Origin of the sequence: Paenibacillus sp. FSL E2-8871 (assembly GCF_038000345.1) — a bacterium.
Classification (GTDB): domain Bacteria; phylum Bacillota; class Bacilli; order Paenibacillales; family Paenibacillaceae; genus Paenibacillus_AQ.
The window spans coordinates 4278251-4305079 of the sequence record NZ_JBBOBV010000001.1 but is presented as its reverse complement, the minus strand read 5'-3'; the positions used below and the strand labels follow the sequence as shown (position 1 = coordinate 4305079).

Sequence of the window (26829 nt, the reverse complement as noted above, 5' to 3'; positions counted from 1 at the left end):
AATAATGAATGTACCATGAAGTAAAAGCACTGTCTCGTTATATAAGAGGAAGGTAAAGTTAGGGGCCACTTATATTCACAAATGGAGCAGAGGAGTCAAATCATGCATTTAAAAAAACTATCATTAGTTGTACTATTGGCCGTATCTCAGACTGCTGCGGCAGTGCCCGTTTTTGCTGAAGCTGGAAATATTACCTCCAGTAACACCAGTGGAGTAAGAGTGGCTACTACATCTTTTGCGGAAGTAATTCCAGAAGCTACTGATCCATTGCCATCATTGACACGTCCGGTAGCAGAAGGGGCAACAGCAACACCAACACCAACACCAACACCAACAGCGACAGTAACGCCAATTACAGGGGTAACAACCGATTCTACTTTAACAACGTTACCATCCCCCACACCGAGTCCAAGTCTTACACTTATACCTGCGACCACCACACCACCGATTACAACAGATATAGTTAATGCAGGGGCTAGCAATCAGCTTGTACTTATGATGAATAGTAACAAAATGTATCAGAATGGCATTGAATATTTGGCTAATCAGCCAATGGCAGTAAAGAATGGTGTTTCCTACGTTTCGATTAGAGCTATGGTTGAACGTGTAGGTGTGAAATACATTTACGATTATAAGACGAAAGAGACTATTGTTACTAAAGGCAGCGACGTTATGCGGTTCAAGACAGACAGTAAGATTTATTCCGTAAATGGTAAGAATGTGACAATGAAAGGTCCAGCTTATCAATTCAAAGGAACCTTTATGATTCCATTGACGTCCATTACTGGGGCGCTGGGCATTCCGTATACCGTGGATAATGTGCAAAAACGAGTCATTCTTTCGCTAAATTTGAAGCCTAAAGCTTCTTTTACAGTACCGGCTATAATTTATGCTGGTGATCCAGTGAATTTCCTGACTTCTAGCTCTTCACCGATTGGTTCAGCCATAGTTGAAGAGAAGTGGGAAGGGAAGCAGGATATCTATGATACACCTGGGCAATATGTAGTATCCTACTCTGTTAGGGATGCTAATGGACAATGGAGTGATCCTTACTCCACGACGATCACGATTCTAAAACCGAATACACCGCCGGTTGCAAATTTTACGACCGATAAGAATTCCTACAAAATGGGTGAGATGATCACTTATACGGATATGAGCACCGACCCAGACGGAGATACAATTAAAACAACGACCTGGACAAATAAAGCGGAAGCTTTCTTCACGCCTGGTCCTGCAACAGTTTCTATTCAAGTAGAAGATTCACATGGCGCAATCAGCACTTTTGAAAAAGTCATTAATATTACGGGTGAAGTCTTGTACAGTAAGGAAGATTTCTATAGATTGTTCGCTTCTCCGGGTAGTGTATTTGATGTTGACGGATCCAATGTTCCAAACTGGCAGAAGGTAGCTTATACGCTCACTTCTGAGCCTTATAATCTTATTCGCGCTAACAGTCCAGAAACCGTAAATATGGAAGGGATTACTTATCGTGAAACATCGTTCGGTGGAACCCGCTTTTTGATTCACCACAAGAATAATATGAATACTAAAATGAAGGTATATGTGATAGCTAAGAACAACAATCTATCCCCTACGACGATCACAACAGAATATTTAGGAGTTGGAGGCCCACATCCCTTTCCGGAAGCTACGGGTAAACTCTCAGTGCAACGTTACTGGGAATCCATGCAAACGAAAAAAGATTACAAGACAACGGTCCTGCAACCTGGTGAAAGCGTCTCTATCCTGTCTGATCTGAATAATATTGCAATAAAACCGAGCGAAATCGTTTCACTCCAAGCGGACTTATATAGTGATTATCCTATTGAATACAATGTTATGATGATTGATGCGAATAAAGATCCGTTAACCACACTTCCTATGCTTCCAATACTGGATCGTGATGGTGTGCATAACCGAGGGACTTATGCTGATTCTACACGTATCATGACTGTTACGGATGAAGTAGGGAGAACACCAGCGAGACTTCTCATCGGTGATAATTCAAGTGATTTGAATTTGATGGGCACCGACCCTATGTCAGGAACTGGTGCATCCAATGCAGGCAACTTCGGAGTACTATACAAAATCAAATTTGAACATGTTGCTCCAAATTCATTAATTACCTTTAACCCGCGTGGTGGTAATTATATGGGACCTGTTATGGTGAATGGTCAAATTGTTCAAATGCCAAGTACCGGCAGTATTACAAATGCAAACTTGAATAGTGTGGTTTATCGTACAGGTGATGAAGGGGGCTCTGTTGAGATATTGTTCACTGCAGCATCTGGTAGTAATTTGCCGGTTAACTTCCTGATTACACCGCAACCACCGAAGAGATAGTTATGCAAAGTAATCATTAGGGGGACCAAAAGGCGAGATTCCATTCAGCTATGAATGAGAATTCGCCTTTTTTAAAAATATACGGAAGTATAAGTTTCACGCTATACTTTATCCTTATATTTCTCGCAAAAACGCTTTCCGTCCTTTAAGGACGCCGAAGGCGTTTTTGCTTGTCATTTCATGTGATCTTTTCGATACTCCCTTGCGGTCATGCCTAGATGCGTCTTGCAGTAGGTAGAGAAGTAGGCAGAGGAAGCGAAGCCGAAGATATCACTAATATCCTGAAGCGCCATATTTGTATGGATCAGGAAGTTCTTGATCGCATCCATTCTTTCTTTATGGATGAAGTTGAGGACAGTGCTCCCTGTTTCTTGTTTGAATAGCGTTGCGAGGTAATTCGGATGCAACTGCACGATTTCCGCAACTCGCTCTAGCGTAGGCTTCTCTTCAATGTGCTTTTTAATATAGGCGATGGTCTTATTAATGATGGGTCCATACGAATACGAACGATGGGTTGAGATGACACTAATAAAGCTATTTAGCATGAGGTATTCAATCTCAACGGTCTTCACGATCGAGTCGCTCTCATCAATTAAGTTGATGTAATGGTCACTGAGAATGAACGCGGACTCGGAATCGACTCCCGCCTCAATGATCGCACGCGTAAAAATGGTGCAGCTAGCGACTAGAGAATATTTCAACGACTGCAAAGGCTTCGGTGACAGGTTGGCTCGTTCCAGCAAGTTGATTTCATTCAATATTTTAACGGCACCTTCACGATCAATGCGTTGGATTGCATAGACGAGCTTCTTTTCGTGCTCATAGGAAGGGTGCATATAGTTCTGATAGCGATTCTTCGCCATATTGCGTTCGAGGACGGCAGTAATGTCTAGCATGGATAATCTCCTTTAGGCTACCTGTTTAAGGGAGGATTTTACAATATAATCCGTATTTATAAATCGAAACTAATGTTAAGAATTTATAATTAAGTGTTATATTATCGTGTAATATCAGTTTTGTAAAGGCTTTCAATTTTAGAAATACAAATAAAAATTATGAAATCTTCAGAAGAGGGGTATTGCAGATGAAGAAAAAAGTAGGGGCAGCATTATTATCTGTAGCTATGTTATCCACGTTAGTCGCTTGTGGAGCAAAAAGTGATGATGGGGCAAACAAGGCAAATAGCACAGACACAACGTCTAAAGGAACTGGTAAAAAAGCGGTTATTACAATCATTCAGAATAAAGTAGAAATCCAAAGTGCACTAGAGGATGCAGTGAAAGAATTCAATAAAACTCAAGATAAATATGAAGTACAAGCACTAGGAGCAGCAGGTGACAACCTGATGACGGTGCTCCAGACACAATTCAGCTCCGCACCTGAAAAAGCACCAACCATTTTCACAACAGCATCTGGCTCAGAGTTTCAAAAATATCTTCCATATATGGCACCCTTGGATGATATGAAAGCGGCTAGCAAAATTGTTGAAGGACAAGATACAGCAGCGCGTAATGATGGTAAATTATATGGCTTGCCAGTTGCGCTTGAAGGCTTCGGACTTATCTACAATAAGGATATGTTCAAGGAAGCAGGCGTGAATGCGGACGATATTAAGACATGGGATGAGCTTGTTGCAGCAAGCACGAAGCTAGAGCAAGTGAAAGGCGTGAAGAAGGCCATAGCGTATGCACAAGAGTCTTACTTCCGTTTCATGCATCCATTTAACTGGCCATTTGCATTAATGAAAGATACATCGGGTACGATTGCTAAGATTAATGCTGGCGAATTGAAGCTTCAAGATATTCCTGAATTGAAAGAGTACGTTGCTGATCTGGACAAGATCAAAGACCATACGAACTTGAGTAAAGATACGTATGATGAACAAGTTGCAGGCTTCGCGGCAGGACAATATGCGATGATTCACCAAGGAAACTGGGCACAAGGTCTCTTGAACGATTATGATGTGAAATTTGAATACGGTTTCTTGCCAGTACCTTTCGAAGGTAATCAAGGTATTGCGGTAGGTAACAGTAACTTCTTCCGCGTGAACAAGCATGCATCGGAAGATCAACAAGCGGGTGCGAAGGCGTTCTTGGATTGGTTGCTAACAGATCCAGCGGGTCAGCACTATGTAACGGATGAGTTTAACTTTATCCCTGTGTACTCCGGTTTTGATACTAGCAAAATGGATCCGTTATCCCAAGAAGTGAACCGTTATGCAAGTGAAAGCAAGACAGTGAAATGGGTATTCGATCAATTCCCAGCGGGAGCAGATCAAGAGTTTGCGAACCAAATGGAAAAATACTATGCAGGAAAATTAACGGGCGAGGGCTTGTTAGAAGCACTTCAGAATGTTTGGATGACTGCGGTTAAAAAATAATCGTATGGCTATGGAGGCTGCTTCTCGAATATTCGTTAAGCGGCCTCTTCCTGTTTTGTAGAAATGGATAAGAGGTGAAACCATTGAAGAAAAGTGTAAAGAGAAATTTAATAGCCGCAGCTTTTATTGTTCCATCATTATTCATCTTTATAAATGTAGTCATCATTCCATTCGTTATGGGGATTGTGTACTCTTTTACAGATTGGGATGGGTTTAAATTTGCAGGTTCTAACTTTGTAGGCTTCGATAATTATGTACGGGTGTTTCAAGATTCAGATTTTCTTACATCCTTCGGCCTGACATTTAAATATGCCGTATGCATGATTATTCTCGTTAACGTTATCGGACTTTCACTCGCGATGCTGGTGACTTCCAAAATTAAGTCGCGTAATCTTTTACGCTCAATATACTTCCTGCCGAACTTGATCGGTGGTCTGATCCTAGGTTTCATCTGGAAGTTCGTATTCACGAAATTCTTCGTACAGGTTGGAGAAGTAATGGGGAATAGCTCGATCTTCTTCAATTGGTTGGATGATCCGACGGCTTCCTTCTGGGCGCTGGTCTTCGTAGGAACATGGCAAATGGCCGGCTACGTCATGATCATCTACATCGCAGCTATTCAAGGTGTTTCGGATGAGGTGCTGGAGGCAGCTGATATGGATGGCGCAGGCGGATGGATGCGATTCCGCAAAATTATGTTCCCACTCATTATGCCAGCCTTCACGATCAGCTTGTTCTTGACGCTGTCGAACGCATTCAAACAATATGATACCAATATCTCACTAACGAACGGTGGTCCTTACGGTACAACCGAGCTTGTTGCAATGAATATCTTTAAAACCGCGTTTAGTATGAATCAATATGCGCTCGCGCAATCCAAGGCGATTATTTTCTTCCTCGTCATCTTAGTTGTGACGGTTACGCAGGTCGTTATCTCGAAGAAAAGGGAGGTTGAACAATAATGAAACGTCGCAATAAATCAACTTCAATATTGCTTGAAGTTATAGCTTGGGTTAGTGGACTTCTTATGCTGTTGCCTATGTATATTATGTTTGTGAATTCGTTCAAAGGACGTGCCGAGATATTCACCGATACGTTCGGCCTGCCGAAATCCTTTTCCTTCGAGTACTATGCTGCGGCAATGGATAAAATGAACTTTTTGTCAGCATTTAAAAACTCGCTCTTAGTGAGTGTCATTAGTATTGGGCTTATTATTATCTTCTCAGCGATGACATCTTGGATGCTTGTTCGCATGAAGAATAAATTGTCCAATGGCATTCTCCTCTTATTCGTAGGTACGATGCTCATCCCGTTTCAATCGGTGATGATTCCGCTAATGCAATATTTAAACAAATGGGATATCCCATCACTTAATTTCTCTATGATTAATACACATTATGGCCTAATTTTCATGTATATCGGATTTGGGCTAAGTATGTCGGTCTTCCTTTATCATGGTTTTATTAAAGGGGTACCGATTGCTCTTGAAGAAGCGGCGATGATAGAGGGCTGTAATACGTGGCAGACATTCTGGAAGGTTGTATTCCCAATGCTTACGCCAATTACGATGACTGTAGGAATCTTGAATCTATTGTGGATTTGGAATGACTATTTACTTCCATCCTTGACCTTAACAAGCCCAGCGCTTCGTACCATTCCATTGTCAACCTTCTTCTTCTTTGGAGAATTTACAATTCAGTGGAACCTTGCAATGGCAGGACTTGTCGTATCGATTATTCCGGTTATTATCTTTTATCTGTTCGCACAGAAATACATTATTAAAGGCGTTATGGCAGGTGCTGTGAAATAAAATTGGATGAGGGGGCCTTCATATGAAGTCGGGCTGGATTATTGAGAATCATAGGGATATGCAAGACCTCGGCGTTAGTGAGAGTATTTTTAATGTGGCTAATGGTTATGTAGGTGTTCGAGGTAATTTTGAAGAAGGTTACGAAGGTGACGAGCCAACGGTTCGTGGAACATATATAAATGCATTTTATGATATTACACCGATGCTATATGGGGAGAGCGCGTATGGCTTTCCCGATACACAACAGAAACTTGTGAATGTGATGGATGTACAGGATGTGACTATTCATATTGGGGAGGAGAAGTTCAATCTTTTCACAGGGACGGTCGTTTCCCAGCGTCGTTATCTCGATATGCGCGAAGGTAAGTACGTACGGCTCGTGCACTGGATTTCACCACAAGGTAAAGAGGTCGAAATTTCATTCACACGCATGGCGTCATTGACAACACTCGAATTGTTCACGATAGATATTGAGGTAACTCGTATCAATTGTCAGGATGAAGTGACGATTACCTCTGGCGTGAATGGCAATGTAAGTAACTATACGAATGCGAAGGACCCTCGTGTTGCATCGGGTCATGCTAAGCTATTGGATATGAAGAATATCGAGGTGTTCGACGAGACCTCCTTACAAATCGTGCTTGAGACAAATACGTCGAAGCTACAAGTGGCGGCAACAACAGTTCATCAGACAACGCCTGCGGTGAACGGTGAACTGATCAAGGGTGAGAAAAGTGTAATGGTGCGGTATGCGTTCCCAGCCGGTAAAGATATTGTTCAATTCACAAAATTCAACGTATTTACAGATACACGTCGACACGAAGATCCAGCTGCTCACGGACGTGAGTTGATGGCTTTGGTATTAACGCAAGGGATTCAAGCGGCTTACATGGCACAAGAAGTATATTTACAACATTTTTGGGAAATTGCAAATATCGAGATCCAAGGTGATGAGGTACTTGAGCAAGGTCTTCGATATAACGTATATCAGTTGCTGCAATCTGTGGGCAAAGATAAATACAGTAACATCGCAGCCAAAGGCTTAAGCGGTGAGGGCTACGAGGGACATTATTTCTGGGATACCGAAATCTATATCCTGCCGTTCTTCATCCTCTGTCAGCCAGAGCTGGCGAAGCAGTTGCTTCGTTACCGTTATACGATTCTAGGTGAAGCGAAGAAGCGTGCGTTAGAGCTAGGCCACAAGAAGGGGGCCGCTTACGCATGGCGTACCATTACAGGGGAAGAGTGCTCGGGGTACTTCCCAGCTGGTACGGCACAGTATCATATTAATGGTGATATTGCTTATACGTATATTCAATATTATCTCGCGACAGGCGATAAAGATTTCATTGCGGAATTCGGTGCGGAAGTCGTATTTGAAACTGCAAGAACTTGGATGGAGCTAGGTCATTATCATGAAGGTCTATTCAAGATTGATGATGTAACAGGTCCGGATGAGTATACGGCCATCGTAAATAATAACTATTACACGAATGTACTTGCAAAATATAATCTAGAGTGGGCTGCATCGTGGTATAAGCAGCTGGCAGAAACTCATCCTGCAGCATGGGAAGCTTTGTGTAGTCGCATTGGCTTAACAGCAGATGAGATTACAGCATTTGAAGAAGCGGCTGCGAAGATGTATCTGCCTTTCGATGAGAAGTTGAACATTCATGCACAAGATGATTCTTTCTTAGCGAAGAAGGTGTGGGATTTCGAGAACACACCGGAAGAAAAACACCCACTGTTGCTTCACTATCACCCGCTACACATCTATCGTCATCAGGTGTTGAAGCAGGCCGATACGGTGCTGGCGCATTTCTTGCTCGAGGATGGCATTTCAACCGATGTCTTGCGGAACTCCTACGATTATTACGAGAAGCTGACAACTCATGATTCGTCCTTATCCTGCGCGATCTATAGCATCATGGCTTCGAAGTTAGGTTACTCGGACAAGGCGTACGATTATTTCATTGAAACGGCACGAATGGATTTGGATAACACTCATGGCAACACGAAAGACGGATTGCATATGGCGAACATGGGTGGTACATGGATGTCGATCGTCTATGGCTTCTCGGGTGTAAGGATCAAGGATGATCATTTGGCATTGAACCCGACATTGCCGAAGCAATGGAAGGGATACACCTTCACGATGCGTTACCGTCAAGCGACGATTACCGTGGAAGTGAACCATCTGAAGACGCAATTAATCGTGGATGCACAAGAGTTGATTCATATCAAAGTAATGGAGAAGAGCTTCAAGATTCCAATGGGCAAGACAATCATCACGGTATAATTTATATCCTTTCAATTGAAATCCGAAGCGGCATGAGAAATTCCCCATGTCGCTTTATGTTTTCTTATATTAATTAATTTCAACCGCTAAATGAACAGCTGAACATCACTCTCCAAAGCATCTTTTAAATACGCCGCAGCATCGATAATCTCGACCTCTGGCAGCAGTTCTTCTGTTTTAAAGCCCATGATTTCGACGGAGAGCTTACAGGCATAGAACTTGATGTTTTTTTTACGAGCTCCTTTAAGAAAATGAATCAGCTTCGGCGCGCCTTGCTCCTCCATCATCTCCTCTAGCATCATCCGGCCCAGCCCGCTGAAATTCAAATGGGAGAGTGGCAGCTGCCCAGGGCCTTTTGGCGTAATGACATCCATCAGCTTCTCATAAATACTTTTATCCTCTAGCGTCATCTTCTCCGGATCACGTACCAGAAACAAACCCCAGAAAGAGAAAAACATCGTAACCTCTACATCAATATCTCTCGCGGCATTCGCTAGGATCAATCCCGCCATGGCTTTGTCGTATTCTCCGCTGAACATCAGAAGATTTATTTTTTTACTCACCTGCATAGTCCTCCCGTTACTTATATTGAATTATAAGAAAGTATAAGTCTCACGATATACGTTATCCTTATAATTCTCGCATAAACGTTTAGCGTCCTAAAGAGGACGCCGTAGGCGTTTTAGCTTGGAATGTCATTAGTATGGTTATGGAGGGGAGAAGTATGCGAAGGGACCTTCCGAATTCACAAAAAAAGCCCCCTTACGGGAGCTTCATCACCTTTATTTTGTTACCTAGCTTCTACTAATGTACTTCAGAATCTTTGGATTCTGGATCTAAGGTGCTGCGGATGTCATGGTAACGGGCGGAAAGCCAAATGCTTCCGGTAAATAATACGATGAGTCCAAGAACGATAGAAAATCGCCAGTCGCCTGCTTTGAAGTTCAGCTGAAGTACCGTTAGTACAAGCGAAACCTGGGTCCAGACCAGTGTTCTTTTGCGAAAAGCCGCAATATCTCCAGACATCTTTGGGATATTCCGAATGATCAAATAGGCAATAACTGCGAGAATAAGCGCAAATATAGCGGTTACGGCTAATTCAGAAGAGGATAGAACATGCATGGTCTCAGGCATCCTTTCGGCTTGCAAAAGTTAGGATTCAAAAAAGGTGAATTACTATTTCTTGAAAATACCTAGCGGAGCTCCAATCGGTAAGAAAGTGCGTCCGAAATGAGCGTTTAGTACAGACGCGCCACATCCGTATAAGGATACGATACCAATTCCAAGTTCGGCACAAGCAGCAAGCTTATGGAAGAATTCTGGAGCGATACCAAAGGAATCGAAGGTTAGTCCAATAAAAAGGAAATCTATCAATACAAAAATGATAAGCAAAACTCTATTAGCCTCAACCGCGCCAATGGTCATAAAGATTGTAAAGATCAAGTAACCCAGAAATACAAATCCGAGCTGCTTAGGATCTACAGCCTCTGCAAGCGTTGGGCCGAATACGCCGAGCTTGATCAGCCAGCTGCTAGCCATGCCGAACCAAAAGAAAGCGTAGGCGCCAAAGGCAGTCATACCAAAGGTGTTGTTGTGCTTAGCATCTTGAATTGCGGCGAATAGTTGAGCAAATGCTCCCAGGAAGATAGCCCAAGGAATGACGTAGCTAAGTCCTGTTGTAAACTCAAGCTTCTGTGAAGAAGCAACCAATGTGACAATAGCCAGTCCGAATAGCCCGATGGCGCTAGGGTCTGCGGTGACGATTTTGACAGATTGGGTGTTAGGGGATTGCGCTGACATGACAGTAAAAGCCTCCATTATTATATATAGTTTTACGCTCTTAAAAACAGCACTCAAGGAGCGCTGTTCATAGGCTTGCCTATCATATCATATTGGTATGTGCTTGCCTATAAAACAGCGCTCATTTTTTGTTGTAAAAGGGTGGCCTTATGTCCAATAAGAGGTTATTTACATTTTTAGCTTCAATGAAGAAACCTTTTAGCCAAACAAACCGAGGTATTATGTCAAGATTAGACATTATATGCAGTGATAATCTTCACAATCTGTTGAAAATTGATGTATAATAGTCAGTGATAATTATTATCAAGTCATAATGAAAAGGCGGTAAGCTTGAAGTGAACAAATGGACATTATTTACGAAGGCGACCCGGTTTTGGAGTTTTTCAGTTATGCTTATCCCGATTGTTTTAGGTACAGTTGGGGCATATGTATGGGAAAGGTCATTCCATCCGGTCTTATTTATTCTAACCTTAATAGGAGCGATTTCGGCGCATCTGTTTTCCAATATGGTGAATGATCTGTGGGATTATCGCAACGGAACAGATACAGAGGCGAAGAATTCCGCTGGTGAAATCAGCACAAACTCCGGGCTACTGACAGGTGGAATCCTCTCGGAGTCTTTTTATGCAAAGATGACCTGGAGTATGTTGGCGATTGCCCTCATCTGTGGTGGAATCCTAAGTATATATAGCGGTTGGAATATCCTCTGGTTTGTACTTGCAGGTGCTTTAATCGCTTATTTCTATGTAGCCCCACCCCTGCGGTATGGATATCGCGGTAAGGGATACAGTGAGATGGCTATCTTTATAGCTTTTGGGATCATGCCTGTGTTAGGTTCCTTTTTCGTACAAACCGGTCATTTTAGCATGAAGCCTGTCATCCTTTCATTGCCGGTTGGATTCTTGACTACATTGCTATTGTTTAATCATCATTTCTTACATTGGAAAGCGGACGAGCAGGCTGGAAAACTTACGCTTGTTGTAGTGTGGGGTGAACAGAAGGCACTTGTCTTCTCGCGTGTGCTTCTCTTCACCGGTTATGCTTCTGTGGTGATCTGTGTGCTGATGGGCGTACTTCCAGTTTATGCACTATTGGCCTTGGTTACGGCCTTCTGGCCAATTCGTATTTATCGTGGACTGAAGCCGCATAATGCTTCACCAGCCTATATCCCGCTCATGGGTGCTTCACAAAAAGCCTCCGTTCGTTGCGGAGTAGTGATGGCAGCAACCTTACTAATTCAAGGATTATTCTGAAAATATAAGAATATATAGGTTTTACGCTATACATTATCCTTATATTTCTCGCATAAACGCTTACCGTCCATTAGGGACGCTGAAGGCGTTTTTGCTTGTACTAATAATTACCATACAGAAGGAGTGAGCTTTCATGGAAAAGAAGGACAAGGAACTGTTGAAGGAAGAACAAAATGTTAAAGGCAATCAAATGGTGCTTGGAGATTTCCACTCCATTTTAGAAGAAGGAAAGGTCTGGAAGACAGGTGGATTTACACTGCCTGATGGATCCTTTTGGGCTTATCGTGAACCGGAAGCAGTAGTTATCGTTCGTAATGATACGCTGTATGTGCGTGCGAAATTATCTCGTGAGAATCATCAAGTACAAATTCTAGACAATGCTAAGCATATGTATTACTCCGCGGAGCCAGTGGTAATTCCTGAGGCCGGAGAGATTAGCTTTGAGCTGCAAATTCGTAGCCGTACACAAGGAACAGCACCTGGAGATTTGTATGATGGTTATGTATCGCTGAACTTGCTTGATTTTACGACAGGTGCGGCGCTAGACTTTTTTGCGGGAAATGATAAATATGCTACTGTATATGGTATTTTGCCGTTCCCGGGGGTACAAGTACCAGAGAGTAAAGGAACGAAATATTTCTGCATCTTTAAAGAAGATACGGATTTCAAACCACGTGAATTTAATACCTACCGCATAACGTACCACCGTGGAAATGATGAGGCTGTATTCTATTTGAATGGAAAAGAAGTGCGCCGTGAGAAAAATATTCCGATCAAATTCAACAACTTTACAGTCGCGCTTGGAATTATGACAGAGAAGGATCTGAGTCCTGAAGGCAGCGTGTCTGTGCACGGTCAAACGGTTATTGCTGAATGGTCCCCAGTGAAGATTACAACGACTGAACAGTAATACCTTGCAGGCTCATTTGATAAATAAGGGTGTATGGTGTGAATATTAAAAGCTTTCTAAGATTTGTGGAGCTGCCGACAAAAGTAGCCAGTATGATCCCCTTTCTGATGGGAACGCTGTATGCCCTGTATCGGTTTGAGGATTTTTATGTGTTGCGTTTTGGTCTGATGTTCGTTTCCTTGCTTAGTTTTGATATGGCAACGACGGCGATTAACAACTATTACGATTTTAAAAAAGCTTCTAAAACCCACGGCTATGGCTATGAGACGCATAATGCGATTGTACATTTTAAGCTAAAAGAGAGCACCGTCGTGGCGACGATTGTTATTTTGCTAGCTCTGGCTGCAGGGGGCGGGATTGCGCTTGTTACGCAGACGGGTTTACTGGTCTTTTTGCTGGGTGGATTGTCGTTCTTGATAGGTATCCTTTATTCGTTCGGGCCTATTCCGATTTCGCGGATGCCATTAGGGGAGTTGTTCTCGGGTTTGTTTATGGGCTTTGTCATTATTTTTATTTCTGCCTATATTCATACGGACGAGCATGTGGTATCGCTGTTGCTTCAGAACGGTTGGGTCAGCTTGAATATCAATATTGTGGAAGTGCTGTACCTGTTCTGGTTCTCTGTTCCTGCCATTTTGGGGATAGCAGGGATTATGCTCGCTAATAATATTTGTGATATTGATGAAGATGTGGAGAACCGCAGGTACACACTTCCGGTCTACATTGGCCGACGTAATGCGCTTGTGCTGTTTAAATATCTATACTATGTCTCTTATCTGGATCTTGTAGTGCTGCTGATCTTGGGGATTAACCCTATTCTTGTCTTGGCGATTCTACTTACACTGATCCCATTGCACCGAAATATCGATTTGTTCAAACAGAAGCAGGAGAAGGCGAGTACCTTTATTCTTGCCGTCAAAAATTTCGTGTTGATGAATGCGGCCCGTATTGCTGTGCTTGGTGCGGCTGTGCTGTTAAACATGATAATGTAATTTTTCCACTGGATTAAAAAGCAGTATCTATCGGAGTCGAATCTCCTTTGGGTGCTGCTTTTTGCGCTCTGACTGTACTTTTCTATTAGTGATGAGTTTCATTCTATGATAAGGTGTCTTAAAGTATAGTAACTAATCCAAGGGAAGAGGTGTAGCCATTATGGTACAAAAACTTCGGTGGGGAATCATAGGCTGTGCGCAGATTGCGACTGGTTCAGTGATGCCAGCTATCATGAATTCAGATTCGGGAGTGATTACAGCGGTAGCGAGTCGTGGCTTGGAAAAAAGCAGCGCTGTAGCCGCAGAGTTCGGAATAGAGAAAGCATATGGCAGTTATGAAGAGTTACTTGCGGATAAAGAAATCGATGCGGTGTATGTTCCGCTCCCTAATCATCTTCATCGAGAATGGGTGATCCGTGCGGCAGAAGCAGGTAAGCATGTGTTATGTGAGAAACCGATCGCACTGAACAGTGCAGAGGCTGCAGAGATGGTGAAAGCATGCAACGATGCAGGCGTCCACTTAGCAGAAGCATACATGTATCGGCATCATCCACGGATTGCTGAACTCCAGGACATTATCGCTAGCGGTGAAATCGGAGAATTACGCTCGATTCGAGGTACATTTACTTACAATGATGCTACAGATACTTCAAATATTCGTTTTAAATCGGCTTGGGGTGGCGGCTCGCTTTATGATGTTGGCTGTTATCCGTTAAGTGCGGCACGACTGTTGTTTGGGACGGAGCCGGAAGCTGTGACCGTGCATGCGAAGTTCTCCCCTGAGCATGATAATGTAGATATGATGGCTTCAGGGCTGGTAGAGTTTCCAAATGGTTTAAGCTTGATCTTTGATTGCGGAATGTGGGCATATAACCGCCAGCTCTTAGAGATTCTTGGGACTGAGGGACGAATTGAGGTGCCTATGCCTTTCAACGCTAGAGACGAAGATGCGGAATTCTTTGTGTACACTGGCGATGAGGTGAGACGGGTCGATGCCACAGGGGCTAATCCATACATTCGGCAGGTGGATGATTTTGCAGCCGCTGTGTTCACAGGTAAGAGACTCATTGCGCCGGAGGATCCGGTGCTAAGTATGCGGCTGGTTGAAACCTGCCTTGCTTCAGCTAAACAACGGCAAAGAATTAGCATGGTGTAACAGCGAATCTAATATGGATCTACGTTAAAAAAACCTCCGGCTTGCTGCTATAAGCAGATGCCGGAGGTTTTTTTGCTTGTATGTTCGGATTTTAAACTGTGCCCAAGAGAATATCATCTTCGTCATCATTGCTATTAAAGGCTTCGCGGTCAAATTCACCTTCTGAATTCGCGACCAACAACGCGGTTACAGCTGTTCCTGTTGCATTTACAGCGGTACGACCCATATCAATGAGCGCTTCTACACCTGCAACGATAGCGATTCCTTCAAGCGGCAGGCCAAGAGCGGTTAAGACCACCGTAGTGGAGATTACGGCTGGTCCAGGTACGCCAGCTACACCAATAGAAGAGATAATACTTACTAAAACCAGCGTAATATAGTCAGTCCAGTTCAGATCAATACCGAATACTTGGGCGGTGAACACAGCCACAATCGCCGGCCAAATGCCACCGCACGCATTGAAGTTGACCGATGCTCCTAACGGTGCAATAAAGCTCGCGATCCGCGGGGAGACATGAAGGCGCTTCGTAATCACTTCAAGATTGACAGGAAGTGTTGCGTAGCTGCTTCTAGTCGTGAAGGCAACGGTAATGGTTGGATAGATTTTGCGGAAGAAACGGATTGGATTCACCTTCGCTACTAATAGAACCAACCCGCCAAAGATAAGAACAAAATGTATAATCATAGCGACATATGAGGTAATGATTACACTGCCCAGCTCCTGCAACGTTTCCCAGCCATAACGTGCGGTAATTCCTGCAATCAGTGCGAAGACACCGTAAGGCGTCAAGCGAATAATGAATTTCACGACCTGATGCAGTATCAGTGTCAGGGATTCAATAAGATCACGTACAGGTTTCACGGCTTCCGGTTTCTTGGAGCCAATTTTGATTATAGCTACTGCTAGGAAGATAGCGAAGATGAGCAGAGGCACAACCTTACCCGTAGCTGCTTCATTCACAGGGTTAGATGGCACAAGATCCAGAATAACCTGTGAGAAGGTAGGGATTTCCCGGGCGGCGAAATCTGCAGGTACATCCTGTTGTATCCCTTGACCAGGATTGAACAGCAGCGCAACCGATAGGCCGATAATAGAAGCGATACCCGTCGTTCCGAGGAACCAGGCGAAGGTTTTGATCCCTATTTTGCGCAGATACTCCAGATTAGTTAAGGAAGAAATACTGTTTAATACGAGTATGAATACTAAAGGGATGACGAGCATGCGAATCAAGCTGACATAAATGCTGCCGAACGTGCTAATGGCTTTGGTCTCTAAATCGAAGTATTGAAAAAATATTCCGGCAATAAGTCCGATGCCAAGTCCGATGAGTACTCGAGTACCAAATCCGATGCGTTTACGTGCCAGTAGAAACAAAATTGCAAAAACAAATATGGAAGCAACAAATCCATACCAGTTCGTTTCGATGGCGGATAACAAGTTGTTATCTATGTTCACTACCAATACCCCCTTAAACCTAGTTTTTTAATGTGATTAATCCTATTGAGATCAATCTATATACAATTTATAGTAAAGTCAATGTAATAATATGTTAAAAATAATCAATCCCGATAAAAACCATGTGAAAAATAAAAATTGATTGACAAGGCGCATCGTCATGAATAATATGGAACTTAATCACAAGCCAATTGGAATCGACTGGACAGCCGGAGATTCAACGAAAGACGCGTATTTTGCGTCTCGTTGAGTCTCTTTTTTTATTTTAGAGAAGGGAGAGGTAATGGGGGTAAGGTACAAAAATGTAGTGAAGTGGCATGGATCTACTGGACAGCCAGAGATTCAACAGGTACGTAATACGTGCCGTGTTGGGTCTTATTTTATTTGAAAAGGATGGTACACATTATGAAAAAACTTACGATATCTTTGGTTGCTGCAACTGTCGTCTTTTCCGCACTGACGTATGCCGCAGTATCCGCTAATAAAAAGACAGCAGAGGCAGCATCCATTGAAGCAAGCAGTAATACAGCAGTATCCGTTTCAGCAGCAGCGGCACCTGTAGCTACTTCTGCAGCCGTAGTCGTTGTTCAGGCAGAAGCCACTTCGGCTCCTGTTACAGAAACGGTTCAGCCGGAATCTTCAGCTCCAGCAGTGGAGACTGTCTCCGCAAAAGCGACTGCTGCCTCAGACGCAACCGTTGATTCTGCGGAGAAGACTGTTGCCTCAGCAGCTCCAGCGGTGGGTGAAACTCAGCCTAAGGCGACCGCAGCTCCAGCCGTGGAGACCGCTAAGGTAGCTACAACTACAACCGCGGTAGCTACGACTGTCAAAACGCAAACTCAAACAGCTACACCGGTTCCAACGTCTGCGCCTACGGCAGCTCCCAAAGCAATCGTAACTGCCAAAGCAGCTCAAACGACATCTGCTCCTGTCGTATCTGCTCAGCCTAAGGCCACTGCGGCTCCTGTAGTAACGGCAACGGAAGCACCTTCGAAATCGAAATCCATTACTTTCTCCACAACTGAGGTGGTTAAAGCGACAGCCGCTCCGGTAGTTGAGTCTGCCCAACCGAAGACATCGTCTTCTGCACCTGCATCATCCACGGTCAGCGCACCAGCAGCTGCTCCAGCGGAAACGGTTCAGGCACCCGCACCGGCACCAGCCGCTGAGGAAGAGGTTTGTCCTTGATGAGCGGCAGGCTCATTCAGGATTCCTTTCAGCCCATACATCACATAAACCTATTTAAGGCGAGGTGCACATAATGATACGACCATTAACCTTTAAAAAAATTCTAACGCTGCTGCTGGCAGCCTCCCTGCTAATTCTGCCTACTCAGGCAGGAAGAGCTTATGCTAATCCGGATAGCGCAGAGGCGCTAACTTCTTTTGGTTCAAGTAGTGGTGTAAGCCACTTTGATTATTTCAGTCATGTCTATGACCGTCTGAATGATCCTAACCATGTATTTAAAACGGCAACCTATGAGGATATCGTTCATCTTTTTGAGAGTGAAGGCATATACGCTGTTCTGGTTGGCGGCGCTTGGAGCGAGAATACACAGGCCGACATCGGCTTTATCAATGAAGTAGCAAAAGAATATGGCATCTCTACGATTTATAACTTTGATACTAAGCTGGACGGTGACACGCTCCAGATTGCAGACAGCAATAATAAATTTGCTTACAAATACGTTGACCTGATAAACAAATATTTAAAGAATTTGAATCTGTCCTCGAAGGATGTTCCAGAACGCAATGTTAGCTATACCAATAAAAACGGGGATGTCGTAACTGCTAATAAGATCGAATCTCCATTTCTCTTGGTATACAACAAGGATCACAAGGATGCACAAGGAAATATCGCTCCTGTTGTATCCTATCTGGATAAAAGCTACTCGTGGAATGAGTTCCTGACGAACGGAACACTTAATGCTGCGAAGGTTAATGCGTATAAAGCATCAGTAAGAGAGGTACTTAGTGCCGCTTCTGGGTATAACACGATCGATGAATCTGCTTATATCAAGGCTGCATTTAACAAGAACTACGAGGGCGAAAATGAGGGCAAACCCACGATCTTCAACGAATCGGACGGTACGCTCGTGTATGAACATGTGACCTACCATCAGCTGAAGCAAATTTTGGCGAGTGATGGCAACTATGCGATTTTGTTAGGTGGATCATGGTGCCCCAACACGCAAGCGGTTATCAAATATATTAATGAGTATGCCAAAAAGCATAATATCGATAAGGTCTACTTCTTCGATACGAAGCTCGACTCTGGGGTGACGGTTGCTGAACCAAGCAACAACAGCGGCACCAAGGGCAATGCCAATCCGCACAATAATAATGAGCTTCAGATTAGAACAACCAATCACCCATATGCGAAGTTGTATGTTGATTTGGTCCGTACTTATCTGACTAATATCAAGACCGAGAACAATACAGCAGCCAAACCATCTGTGATTAGTTATGTGAATGAGCTTGGAGACACTGTGATTGGAGATAGACTTCAGGTTCCATATCTGTTCACGTACAACAAGGATAACAAAGATGCAGACGGCACTAATGCACCTATTCTAGGGCATATTGAGCTTATGTACAGCTGGACGAACATCCAACCGGATTACGTGCAGGCGAATTACCCAGTCGGAGCCAGATACACTAACACTACAACAGCTCTGGATAAGCTATTCTCTAAACTGGAAGCTGTGCCCGCTGGACTTACAGGTGTTGCACCAACCGCAGCAGACAGTAAGGATGGGCAAATCTTGGGCACAAGTTCGGCCTTGGAATATAAGCTGGCTGGAGATACGGCATATACGCCAGTATCAGGATCAGCGGTTACAGGGCTTGCGCCTGGTGTTTATAAAGTAAGATATGCGGCTACATCAGGATATCAAGGTCCAACGAACGCAGCGGGACCAACAATCATTCCTTATAATGCTGGAGAAGATGTAAGTGTGGAGGTGCCTGCTTATATCCATCAACAAGCAGCTCCAACAGGTCTATTAGGCGTAGCTCCTACTTCTGAAGCTAACGATGATGGGCAAATTACGGGCTCAGCTGAAGGGCAGGAGTATAAGGGTGTTGGAGAAGCTGATTATAAGCCTGTAACAGGCGTAGCTATCACAGGTCTTACTCCGGGTTTTTATAATGTAAGATTTGCGGCAAAAGAAGGATACAGCGTAGGTAAAGATGCTACTGTTGAAGTTCCGGCCTATGGCGAGCAAGCAGCTCCTGTAGGGCTAGTGGGGGTGGCACCGACTAATGCAGCCAATAATGATGGCAAAATCACAGGGACTACGAAAGCGTTGGAGTATAAGCTATCAACAGTTACCGATTATGTCTATGCAACAGATGTAGAGATCGTTGGACTGGTACCGGGAACGTATCAGGTAAGATACGCAGCCAAAGAAGGGTTTAATGCAGGCAGAGCAGCAGAAGTGATTGTTCCAGTATTCACTGCAGAGCAAGCAGCGCCATCTGGTTTACAGGGGGTAGCACCTACCTCTACAGCGAACAATGATGGGAAAATTACAGGAACCACAACAGCCTTAGAATATAAGCTGTCCAGTGTGACTAATTATGTGTATGCACCAGATAAAGAGATTACAGGTCTAATACCAGGTACGTATCAAGTTCGATATGCAGCGAAAGAAGGTTATAAGGCGAGTCCAGTAACTAATATTATTGTCCCTGCTTATGTATCTATTTCAGACCCAGGAACAAGCGGGCCTGGCGGCAGCAATCCTGCGCCGAGCACGACCACACCAACGCCAACAGCAAGCCCTCAACTGGTTGCTACAACAACAACCGGTAACACTGTGAATTTATCATCAACAGCAGCAACCAAAACGGATAAAACCACAGGAGTAACCACAGCTACAATCACGAAAGAAGCGGCTATCGAGCTAGTGAACCTTGCTAAAAAGGCAGAAGCGGATGGGAAGAAAGCTGTACTGGAAATTAAAGTAGCAGCTACTTCTGATACCAAAACAGCCGAGCTTACCCTATCTAGAAGCATAATTAATGAGTTAGTCTCTGGTACAAAGGCCGAGATTACGATTCATTATGAGAATGTAGGTACGATTACGCTTGATGCCAAATCTTTGGCAAGTATCAACGCAGCCTCGGATGCAGGGGATATTGTCATAACCATTGCTAAGGTTTCGTTAACGGCAGAAGGTAAGGCCGTTCTCGGGGACAGACCGGTTTATGATTTGTCGGTAAAAGCAGGTCAGAGTACCATTTCCACCTTTGGTGGGGGCATTATCCATATCAGTGTGCCGTATACACTGCAAGCAGGAGAACAGAAAGATGCGGTCATCGTATACCATATCAATACCAACGGAAGCTTGGAGAATGTACGCGGGAATTATAACGCTGCCAAGGGAACCGTAGATTTTGTTACCACACATTTCTCCCAATATATTATTGGATATAACAAGGTGAGCTTTGCGGATGTTTCAGAGACATCGTGGTATAGCAGTGCAGTAGGTTATCTTGCGGCACGCAGTATCACATCCGGTACGGATGCAGAGCATTACAGTCCGAATGCTGCAATTACTAGAGGGCAATTCATAGTCTTGCTCTTGAATGCTTATGGCATCACACCCGACGCTACCGCAACTGATAATTTTGCGGATGCGGGCAATACGTATTACACGAACTATCTCGCGACTGCTAAGCGCCTTGGGGTAGCCACAGGTTCTGGAGATAATCAATTCCAGCCAGAGGTTCAGATCACTAGACAGGAGCTATTTACACTCTTGTATCGCTCACTTGTAGCGATAGGTGAACTGCCATCCGAGAAGAAGGCTGTAGCTCTTTCTGATTTTGGTGATGCAGGGGATATTGCTGGCTATGCACAGGAAGCCCTTCAGGTGCTGGTGGAAAGAGGTGTAGTAACCGGAGCGAATAGCAAGCTGAGCCCTAAAGAAGTTACTACAAGAGCGCAAGCGGCACAGGTCATTTATAATCTATTATCGAAATGATTGGCGGTAGCTGAATATAACAGTAGAACCCCCCTGCTTTTTTACAGGGGGGTTCTACTGTTAAAACTTAATGCAGATTTTTCCGAAGTGTGTACCCTTAGCCAAGTATTGCAATGCTTCAACAGATTGTTCAAATGGAAATACAGCGTCAATGATAGGGCGAAGTCCATTTTGTTTAACCGCACGGTTCATCATCTCAAACATGTCACGGCTTCCGACATTGATGGCTTGAAGGCGTGCTTTTCTCAGAATTGCAGGGATGATTTCAAAGCCCTCGACTTGGAAGCCCGACAGACCGCCTACCAGACTGATCCTTCCACCCACCCGCAGCGTCCTGATAGACCTATTTAATGTAGATGATCCACCGAGGTCAACAATATGGTCTGCCCCGCGTCCTCCTCCCCTAGGGGTATCTTTACTTGAGCCTATGAGAGCGTTAAATCAGTGGACGAGTCAAAATTATGTATGGGTTGAAAAGGCCAGAGCTTCATATGATCAAGTGGATCAAACAGAATAATTTGTGTGGGATAGATCTCTACACTTTAAGGGGGAACCAATGGTTCTCCCTTTTGTGCTGAAAAGGGCACTAGCATTCATAGATATAAGATTAGTGAGTTAAATTATGGAGTGGGATTCAGTTGAATGATACAATTATTGTAATTTTATGAAATAGTAATTTTTAACATCGTCAATTAGTCGCTAGAGAGGGGATTAGGATATGGGCCTTGCTGATGATCCAGTCATTGCGATTTCTGGTTTATGGATGAACTACACGGACCGAATGGTGCTAAAGGGCATTGACCTTAAGGTATACAGAGGACAAATTATTGGCTATATCGGCCCTAACGGGGCAGGAAAGAGTACAACTGTTAAGATTATGCTCGGTCTGGTAGAAGGCTACAACGGCAAAGTAGAGATTTTCGGTAGGGATATTGCTGATGGAGATGTTTCTTACAAAAAAAGAATCGGTTATGTGCCGGAGGTAGCCGAATTATATGATAGCCTCACCGCTAGGGAGTATCTAACTTTTGTAGGTGAGTTGTATGGCATGAAGCGTAGTGATGTGGATTCCAAAGCTGGAAAATTGATGGCCTTGCTAGGTCTTGAGAAAGCTTATGATTCGCGGATCGCAACCTTCTCCAAAGGGATGAAACAAAAGGTACTGCTGATCTCCAGCATGCTTCATGATCCCGATATTCTGTTCCTAGATGAACCGTTGAGCGGTCTGGATGCCAATAGCGTAATGGTGGTAAAGGAGATTTTTGCATCTTTGGCGGCACAGGGCAAGACCATTTTCTATTCTTCACACATCATGGATGTAGTTGAGAAGATCAGTAGCCGGATTGTTTTGATCGATGGTGGAGATATTGTGGCGGATGGGAGCTTTGCTGAGTTAAGAGAGAAAGGTCGCGAAGGGTCGCTTGAGGATATTTTTAATCAACTAACTGGATTTGATAAATACCGTGATATTGCTGGGGAATTTGTTGCGGTCATGCAAGAGGGATATTCTCATGACTGATTTCTATGTGCTGAAGCTTCTGGATAAGCTGCGAGGTGGGTTTAGCCGAATCGGAGTTGATTATGATGTGATGCGGAGTATTCTGCAGGTCAAGCTGACGATGGACGGAAGAAGAACACCAACAGTGCTCGCTGGAATGCAGAAGAAGGAGGAGAAGAAAGAGGGCTCGCCGCTGCGTGTGCAATGGATTTATTTACTTTTTGGCGTCATGTTAATTCCGCTTATGATGTTAACGGGCAATTATATGCTACAAATGAGCCTTGTATTTGGTGTAGTGATGTTTATGATTACGACCACACTGATCTCTGATTTCTCTTCCGTGATGCTTGATCTTCGGGACAAAAACATACTGGCTTCAAAGCCAGTGAACCGCCGTACCTTGAACATGGCGAAGAGCATCCACATTCTCATTTATTTATTTTCAGTGACGCTGACATTGACCGGACCCTCGCTGATTTTGTGCCTGTTCAAACAGGGAGTACTATTTTTTCTAATATATGCTGTTGAGATCATTCTGATGGACTGCTTTATCCTCGTCATTACGGCGCTGCTTTATTTACTGATCATGAAGTTTTTCGACGGGGAGAAGCTCAAGGATATTATTAATTATGTACAGATCATTTTGACTATAGGGATTACAGTAGGGTATCAGCTCGTTGTTAGACTGTTCGATATTGCTGAATTGAGCCTCTCTTTTAAGCCGGCATGGTGGCAGTATTTGATTTCTCCGATTTGGTTTGCGGCTCCATTTGAGATGTTGATTGGCGGGGCGAGAGATACACACTTCGTGGTGCTTTCAGTGCTAGCTTTAGTAATTCCGGTTCTGCTGATTGTGGCTTATATTAAGCTGATGCCTTTATTCGAAAAGAGCTTACAGAAGCTTTCAGAGCAAGGGAACGTTGGCAAAAGTAACGCCCGAATGGTGGACTGGTTGTCGAAAGTAACTTGTAAGAACCCTGTAGAGGGCATGTTCTTTCGTTTTAGCTGGTCGATGATGAAGAATGAGCGTGACTTCAAGTTAAAGGTATATCCGGCAATCGGTTATTCCATTGTCTTCCCGTTCATTTTTATATTTGGGATCTTTTGGGATGGAAATGCATCGTCAATCAAGGATTCGAACACATACCTGATGATTTATTTCGGTGCGACGTTACTTCAGACGGTTGTTCTAATGCTAAGGTACTCTGCGGGTTATAAAGGCTCTTGGATTTATAAGCTGATTCCTTTGCCAAACACCGCACCCATCTATCGTGGAATGCTTAAGGCAGCTATAGTTCGCCTGCTATTACCTTTATTCGCTATAGAAGCGATAGTGTATCTTTGGTTGTTTGGGCTGCGGATTGTGCCAGACTTGGTAGTCGTGCTGTTTGCAATGCTGATCTATGCGGTCATTTGCTTCCGTTCTTATCCTCCGGTACTACCTTTCTCAGAACGTTATGAGGCAGCTAAACAGAAGGATTACACCGCAAACTCCTTTGGGTTGCTATTTTTGCTGATGGGGATGGCAGGTATTCATTATGTCTTCACTTTGTTTATGGGTGGAGTTTATATCTACCTGTTGGTTCTGGTAGTTTTGAATCTATGGATATGGCGAATTACCTTTCCAAAAAATGTATCATCAACAGGTCATGGTTCAAGTTTTCAGGGTTGAGTGAGTGTGTCAAATATGGACATTTTTCGCGTAATAAAAAAGGGTATAAATTCCAGTATTTACTTAGACAATCTTCTGAATACAGAGTAGAATACATCTAAAGTTTCTTTTTATGGATAACCTATAATCTTTACGCACTCTTCCATATCTGATATTCGTGTACTGATTTTTTACTTGAGAAATACGCTGAGCGATTACGGGATTCAAAACCGGTGAAGAGGTTAACTAATGGATAAAATGGGAATCCACTTTAATGTTTGGATTGTTTTACTATCATTTGTGCTAGCGGCGACAGTTACTTATTCTGCACTAAATCTGATTTCGCAAGTTTCGCGTTCTACTGGCAAAATCCGACGTCTGTGGTTGATCTCGGGAGCTTGTGTGTTAGGCTGCGGTATATGGGCAATACATTATGTTGGGATAATGGCGAATCGCTTTCCGGCGGAGGTCAATTATTATCCAGGCAGATCTATAATATCACTATTAGTTGGTGTGTTATTCTGCTATTTGGCATTCCGGATCACATCTGTTCCTCAGTTAAAGATATGGAATTTAGTAGTAGGTGGTATTCTCTTGGGAAGCGGCTTTTCGGCTATGCATTATATCGGAATGTCTTCTATGAAGATTGCGACGAGGATTCATTATGATATATGGATTCAAGCCGTTGCTGTAATTCTGGTTTTGGTTTCGTCTTATATCGGATTATTGATGTTTCAAAAGTTTAAAGAATGCGCAGGGTTTCAGCGATGGAAGCTATACTCGGCGTTGTTTATCGGATTTTCAGTTACCGGATTGCATTACACAAGTGTAAAGGCTTGTCATTTTGAATATAACAACTTACCTGGAAGCAAACCTTTTTTTGTAGAGACTGATGTTATACTGTTAATGGCATTTTCGCTGGCAGCGCTACTTATGCTCGCAGTTTCTGCTGGCGCCGTATTTCTGGATCCCCATGTGCTTGAACGAATGGCTTATCAAGATCCACTAACAGAGCTGCCGAATCGACATGGACTAGAACGCTATTTTAAAGATGAATTTTTTGAAAGTAGATCTGGTGCTGTTTTTATTGTAGATCTAGATCGCTTTAAGTCGATTAATGATACGCTGGGACATGATATAGGTGATATGTTACTACAGGAGGTCGCTGTTAGATTAATTCGTTCTGTAGGGGATAAAGGAAAGATATTCCGTTTAGGCGGTGACGAATTCCTGATTGCTCTTCCAGATTGCACGCTGGAGGGTGCGCAGGAAGAAGCAGGGCATATTATGCATGAACTTAAGGAATTCTATCGTATTCAGGGCAATGAGCTATATGTTACTGCAAGTGTTGGAATCAGTATGACTCCTATGCATGGGACTGATCGCTCAGCGCTAATGAAGGCTGCGGATACGGCTCTTTATACCTCTAAAGATTCAGGTAAGAATAAATGCAGTGTGTTCGACCAGGAAGTAAATCGCCATCAGTTACGGCGGATGTCGCTAGAGAAGGATCTTCGAAAAGCTTTGGCTCGTTCTGAGTTTATGGTTGTGTATCAGCCGAAATGGGATTCTTATATGAATGTTACGGTGGGTCTTGAAGCGCTGCTGCGCTGGAGACACCCAGAGCATGGGATCATTTCGCCAGCGGAATTCATTCCTATTGCAGAGGAGACCGGACTGATCGTTCCGATTACCTATTGGATGCTACATGATGTGTGTAGCCAGAACAGGTTCTGGCATAAGGAAGAGATAGCTAACGTACCGGTCTCTATTAATATGTCCGCACGGATGTTTGAGGATGGGAGTCTATACGATGTTGTAGCGGAAGCACTCACATGTGCAGAATTAGAGCCACACTTTCTCGAACTGGAGATTACAGAGTCCATTGCGATGCATAACATGAAAGAGACGGTTGCACAGCTGTCTAGACTTCGAATGCTTGGGGTAAGAGTATCGCTGGATGACTTTGGGACAGGCTTCTCCTCCCTTGGTAATTTGGATGAAATCCCAGTGAACACACTCAAGATTGACCAAGTATTTATTCGTAACAGCAAGATGCACTCCAAGAAAGCTATTATCAGCAATATTATTGCGATTGCGACTCATCTTAATATGGAAGTCGTGGCGGAAGGTGTGGAGACACCAGAGCAGATTGAATTGCTGAAATCACTGGGTTGTAGAGTCATGCAGGGTTATTATTACGGTCGGCCGATGCCTGTACATGAGCTGGGTGAGTGGTTTATAGCGAATACGGCAGCGTCGTGATCTCAATACATAGAAGAGGGGCT

The 26829-nt window shown here is 43.7% G+C and carries 20 protein-coding genes; 14 read left to right on the top strand and 6 right to left on the bottom strand.

The window, feature by feature from the left end; genetic code table 11:
• Nucleotides 1-102 precede the first annotated feature (102 nt).
• On the top strand, nucleotides 103-2346 hold the full coding sequence (locus NYE25_RS19530; protein ID WP_341146632.1) for a copper amine oxidase N-terminal domain-containing protein: 2244 nt from the start codon (nucleotides 103-105) through the stop codon (nucleotides 2344-2346).
• A 173-nt stretch (nucleotides 2347-2519) separates the two neighbouring features.
• On the opposite strand, the gene NYE25_RS19525 is transcribed toward NYE25_RS19530, so the two are convergent.
• Nucleotides 2520-3242: a helix-turn-helix transcriptional regulator gene (locus NYE25_RS19525; protein WP_042192637.1), complete on the bottom strand. Its 723-nt coding sequence runs from the start codon at nucleotides 3240-3242 to the stop codon at nucleotides 2520-2522.
• A gap of 188 nt (nucleotides 3243-3430) precedes the next feature.
• Here NYE25_RS19525 and NYE25_RS19520 point away from each other — a divergent pair, with 188 nt between their 5' ends.
• The 4 genes from NYE25_RS19520 to NYE25_RS19505 all read left to right on the top strand — a co-directional run bounded on the left by NYE25_RS19520 (nucleotide 3431) and on the right by NYE25_RS19505 (nucleotide 8835).
• Nucleotides 3431-4726: an ABC transporter substrate-binding protein gene (locus NYE25_RS19520; RefSeq protein WP_341146631.1), complete on the top strand. Its 1296-nt coding sequence runs from the start codon at nucleotides 3431-3433 to the stop codon at nucleotides 4724-4726.
• Nucleotides 4727-4809: 83 nt separating this feature from the next.
• Nucleotides 4810-5688, top strand: coding sequence for a carbohydrate ABC transporter permease (locus NYE25_RS19515; protein WP_231573358.1), 879 nt, complete (start codon nucleotides 4810-4812; stop codon nucleotides 5686-5688).
• Nucleotides 5688-6536, top strand: a complete 849-nt coding sequence (locus NYE25_RS19510) for a carbohydrate ABC transporter permease (RefSeq protein WP_076284877.1) — start codon at nucleotides 5688-5690, stop codon at nucleotides 6534-6536. Before NYE25_RS19515 ends, NYE25_RS19510 begins: the two co-directional genes overlap by 1 nt.
• A 22-nt stretch (nucleotides 6537-6558) precedes the next feature.
• Complete coding sequence (locus NYE25_RS19505; protein WP_341146630.1) at nucleotides 6559-8835, top strand: glycoside hydrolase family 65 protein; 2277 nt, start codon at nucleotides 6559-6561, stop codon at nucleotides 8833-8835.
• Nucleotides 8836-8921: 86 nt separating this feature from the next.
• On the opposite strand, the gene NYE25_RS19500 is transcribed toward NYE25_RS19505, so the two are convergent.
• The 3 genes from NYE25_RS19500 to NYE25_RS19490 form a co-directional block, all read right to left on the bottom strand.
• Entirely contained in the window at nucleotides 8922-9398 is a 477-nt protein-coding gene (locus NYE25_RS19500) for a DsrE/DsrF/DrsH-like family protein (protein WP_042131456.1), read from the bottom strand.
• 241 nt (nucleotides 9399-9639) lie between these two features.
• Nucleotides 9640-9957 (bottom strand): hypothetical protein, encoded by a 318-nt coding sequence (locus tag NYE25_RS19495; protein WP_076297950.1) that lies wholly within the window; start codon nucleotides 9955-9957, stop codon nucleotides 9640-9642.
• A gap of 54 nt (nucleotides 9958-10011) precedes the next feature.
• Nucleotides 10012-10635: an acetate uptake transporter gene (locus tag NYE25_RS19490; RefSeq protein ID WP_042192624.1), complete on the bottom strand. Its 624-nt coding sequence runs from the start codon at nucleotides 10633-10635 to the stop codon at nucleotides 10012-10014.
• Nucleotides 10636-10970: 335 nt separating this feature from the next.
• On the opposite strand from NYE25_RS19490, the gene NYE25_RS19485 reads away from it, so the two are divergent.
• The 4 genes from NYE25_RS19485 (at nucleotide 10971) to NYE25_RS19470 (ending at nucleotide 14946) form a co-directional block, all read left to right on the top strand.
• Nucleotides 10971-11888, top strand: a complete 918-nt coding sequence (locus NYE25_RS19485) for a prenyltransferase (RefSeq protein WP_341146629.1) — start codon at nucleotides 10971-10973, stop codon at nucleotides 11886-11888.
• 133 nt (nucleotides 11889-12021) lie between these two features.
• Nucleotides 12022-12798, top strand: a complete 777-nt coding sequence (locus NYE25_RS19480; RefSeq protein ID WP_341146628.1) for a DUF6081 family protein — start codon at nucleotides 12022-12024, stop codon at nucleotides 12796-12798.
• Between the two features lie 38 nt (nucleotides 12799-12836).
• Complete coding sequence (gene menA / locus NYE25_RS19475; RefSeq protein WP_076287081.1) at nucleotides 12837-13790, top strand: 1,4-dihydroxy-2-naphthoate polyprenyltransferase; 954 nt, start codon at nucleotides 12837-12839, stop codon at nucleotides 13788-13790.
• Nucleotides 13791-13950: 160 nt separating this feature from the next.
• Nucleotides 13951-14946, top strand: a complete 996-nt coding sequence (locus tag NYE25_RS19470) for a Gfo/Idh/MocA family protein (protein ID WP_042192615.1) — start codon at nucleotides 13951-13953, stop codon at nucleotides 14944-14946.
• A 91-nt stretch (nucleotides 14947-15037) separates the two neighbouring features.
• Here the strand turns inward: NYE25_RS19470 and NYE25_RS19465 are convergent, their stop codons facing one another.
• A complete protein-coding gene (locus NYE25_RS19465; RefSeq protein ID WP_076285710.1) occupies nucleotides 15038-16396 on the bottom strand; it encodes a dicarboxylate/amino acid:cation symporter in 1359 nt (452 codons plus the stop codon).
• Nucleotides 16397-16807: 411 nt separating this feature from the next.
• Here NYE25_RS19465 and NYE25_RS19460 point away from each other — a divergent pair, with 411 nt between their 5' ends.
• Both NYE25_RS19460 and NYE25_RS19455 read left to right on the top strand, forming a co-directional pair.
• Complete coding sequence (locus tag NYE25_RS19460; RefSeq protein ID WP_341146627.1) at nucleotides 16808-17590, top strand: hypothetical protein; 783 nt, start codon at nucleotides 16808-16810, stop codon at nucleotides 17588-17590.
• A 73-nt stretch (nucleotides 17591-17663) separates the two neighbouring features.
• Nucleotides 17664-21392 (top strand): S-layer homology domain-containing protein, encoded by a 3729-nt coding sequence (locus NYE25_RS19455; RefSeq protein WP_341146626.1) that lies wholly within the window; start codon nucleotides 17664-17666, stop codon nucleotides 21390-21392.
• 60 nt (nucleotides 21393-21452) lie between these two features.
• Here NYE25_RS19455 and NYE25_RS19450 read toward each other — a convergent pair whose 3' ends face one another.
• The gene (locus NYE25_RS19450; protein WP_341147752.1) at nucleotides 21453-21821 is read right to left on the bottom strand and encodes a zinc-binding dehydrogenase; all 369 of its coding nucleotides are present in this window, start codon (nucleotides 21819-21821) and stop codon (nucleotides 21453-21455) included.
• A 289-nt stretch (nucleotides 21822-22110) separates the two neighbouring features.
• Here NYE25_RS19450 and NYE25_RS19445 point away from each other — a divergent pair, with 289 nt between their 5' ends.
• The 3 genes from NYE25_RS19445 to NYE25_RS19435 all read left to right on the top strand — a co-directional run bounded on the left by NYE25_RS19445 (nucleotide 22111) and on the right by NYE25_RS19435 (nucleotide 26806).
• A complete protein-coding gene (locus tag NYE25_RS19445) occupies nucleotides 22111-22911 on the top strand; it encodes an ABC transporter ATP-binding protein (RefSeq protein ID WP_341146625.1) in 801 nt (266 codons plus the stop codon).
• Nucleotides 22904-24562, top strand: a complete 1659-nt coding sequence (locus tag NYE25_RS19440) for a hypothetical protein (RefSeq protein ID WP_341146624.1) — start codon at nucleotides 22904-22906, stop codon at nucleotides 24560-24562. The genes NYE25_RS19445 and NYE25_RS19440 overlap by 8 nt, the downstream gene beginning before the upstream one ends.
• 228 nt (nucleotides 24563-24790) lie before the next feature.
• Nucleotides 24791-26806, top strand: a complete 2016-nt coding sequence (locus NYE25_RS19435) for a bifunctional diguanylate cyclase/phosphodiesterase (RefSeq protein ID WP_341146623.1) — start codon at nucleotides 24791-24793, stop codon at nucleotides 26804-26806.
• Nucleotides 26807-26829 lie beyond the last annotated feature (23 nt).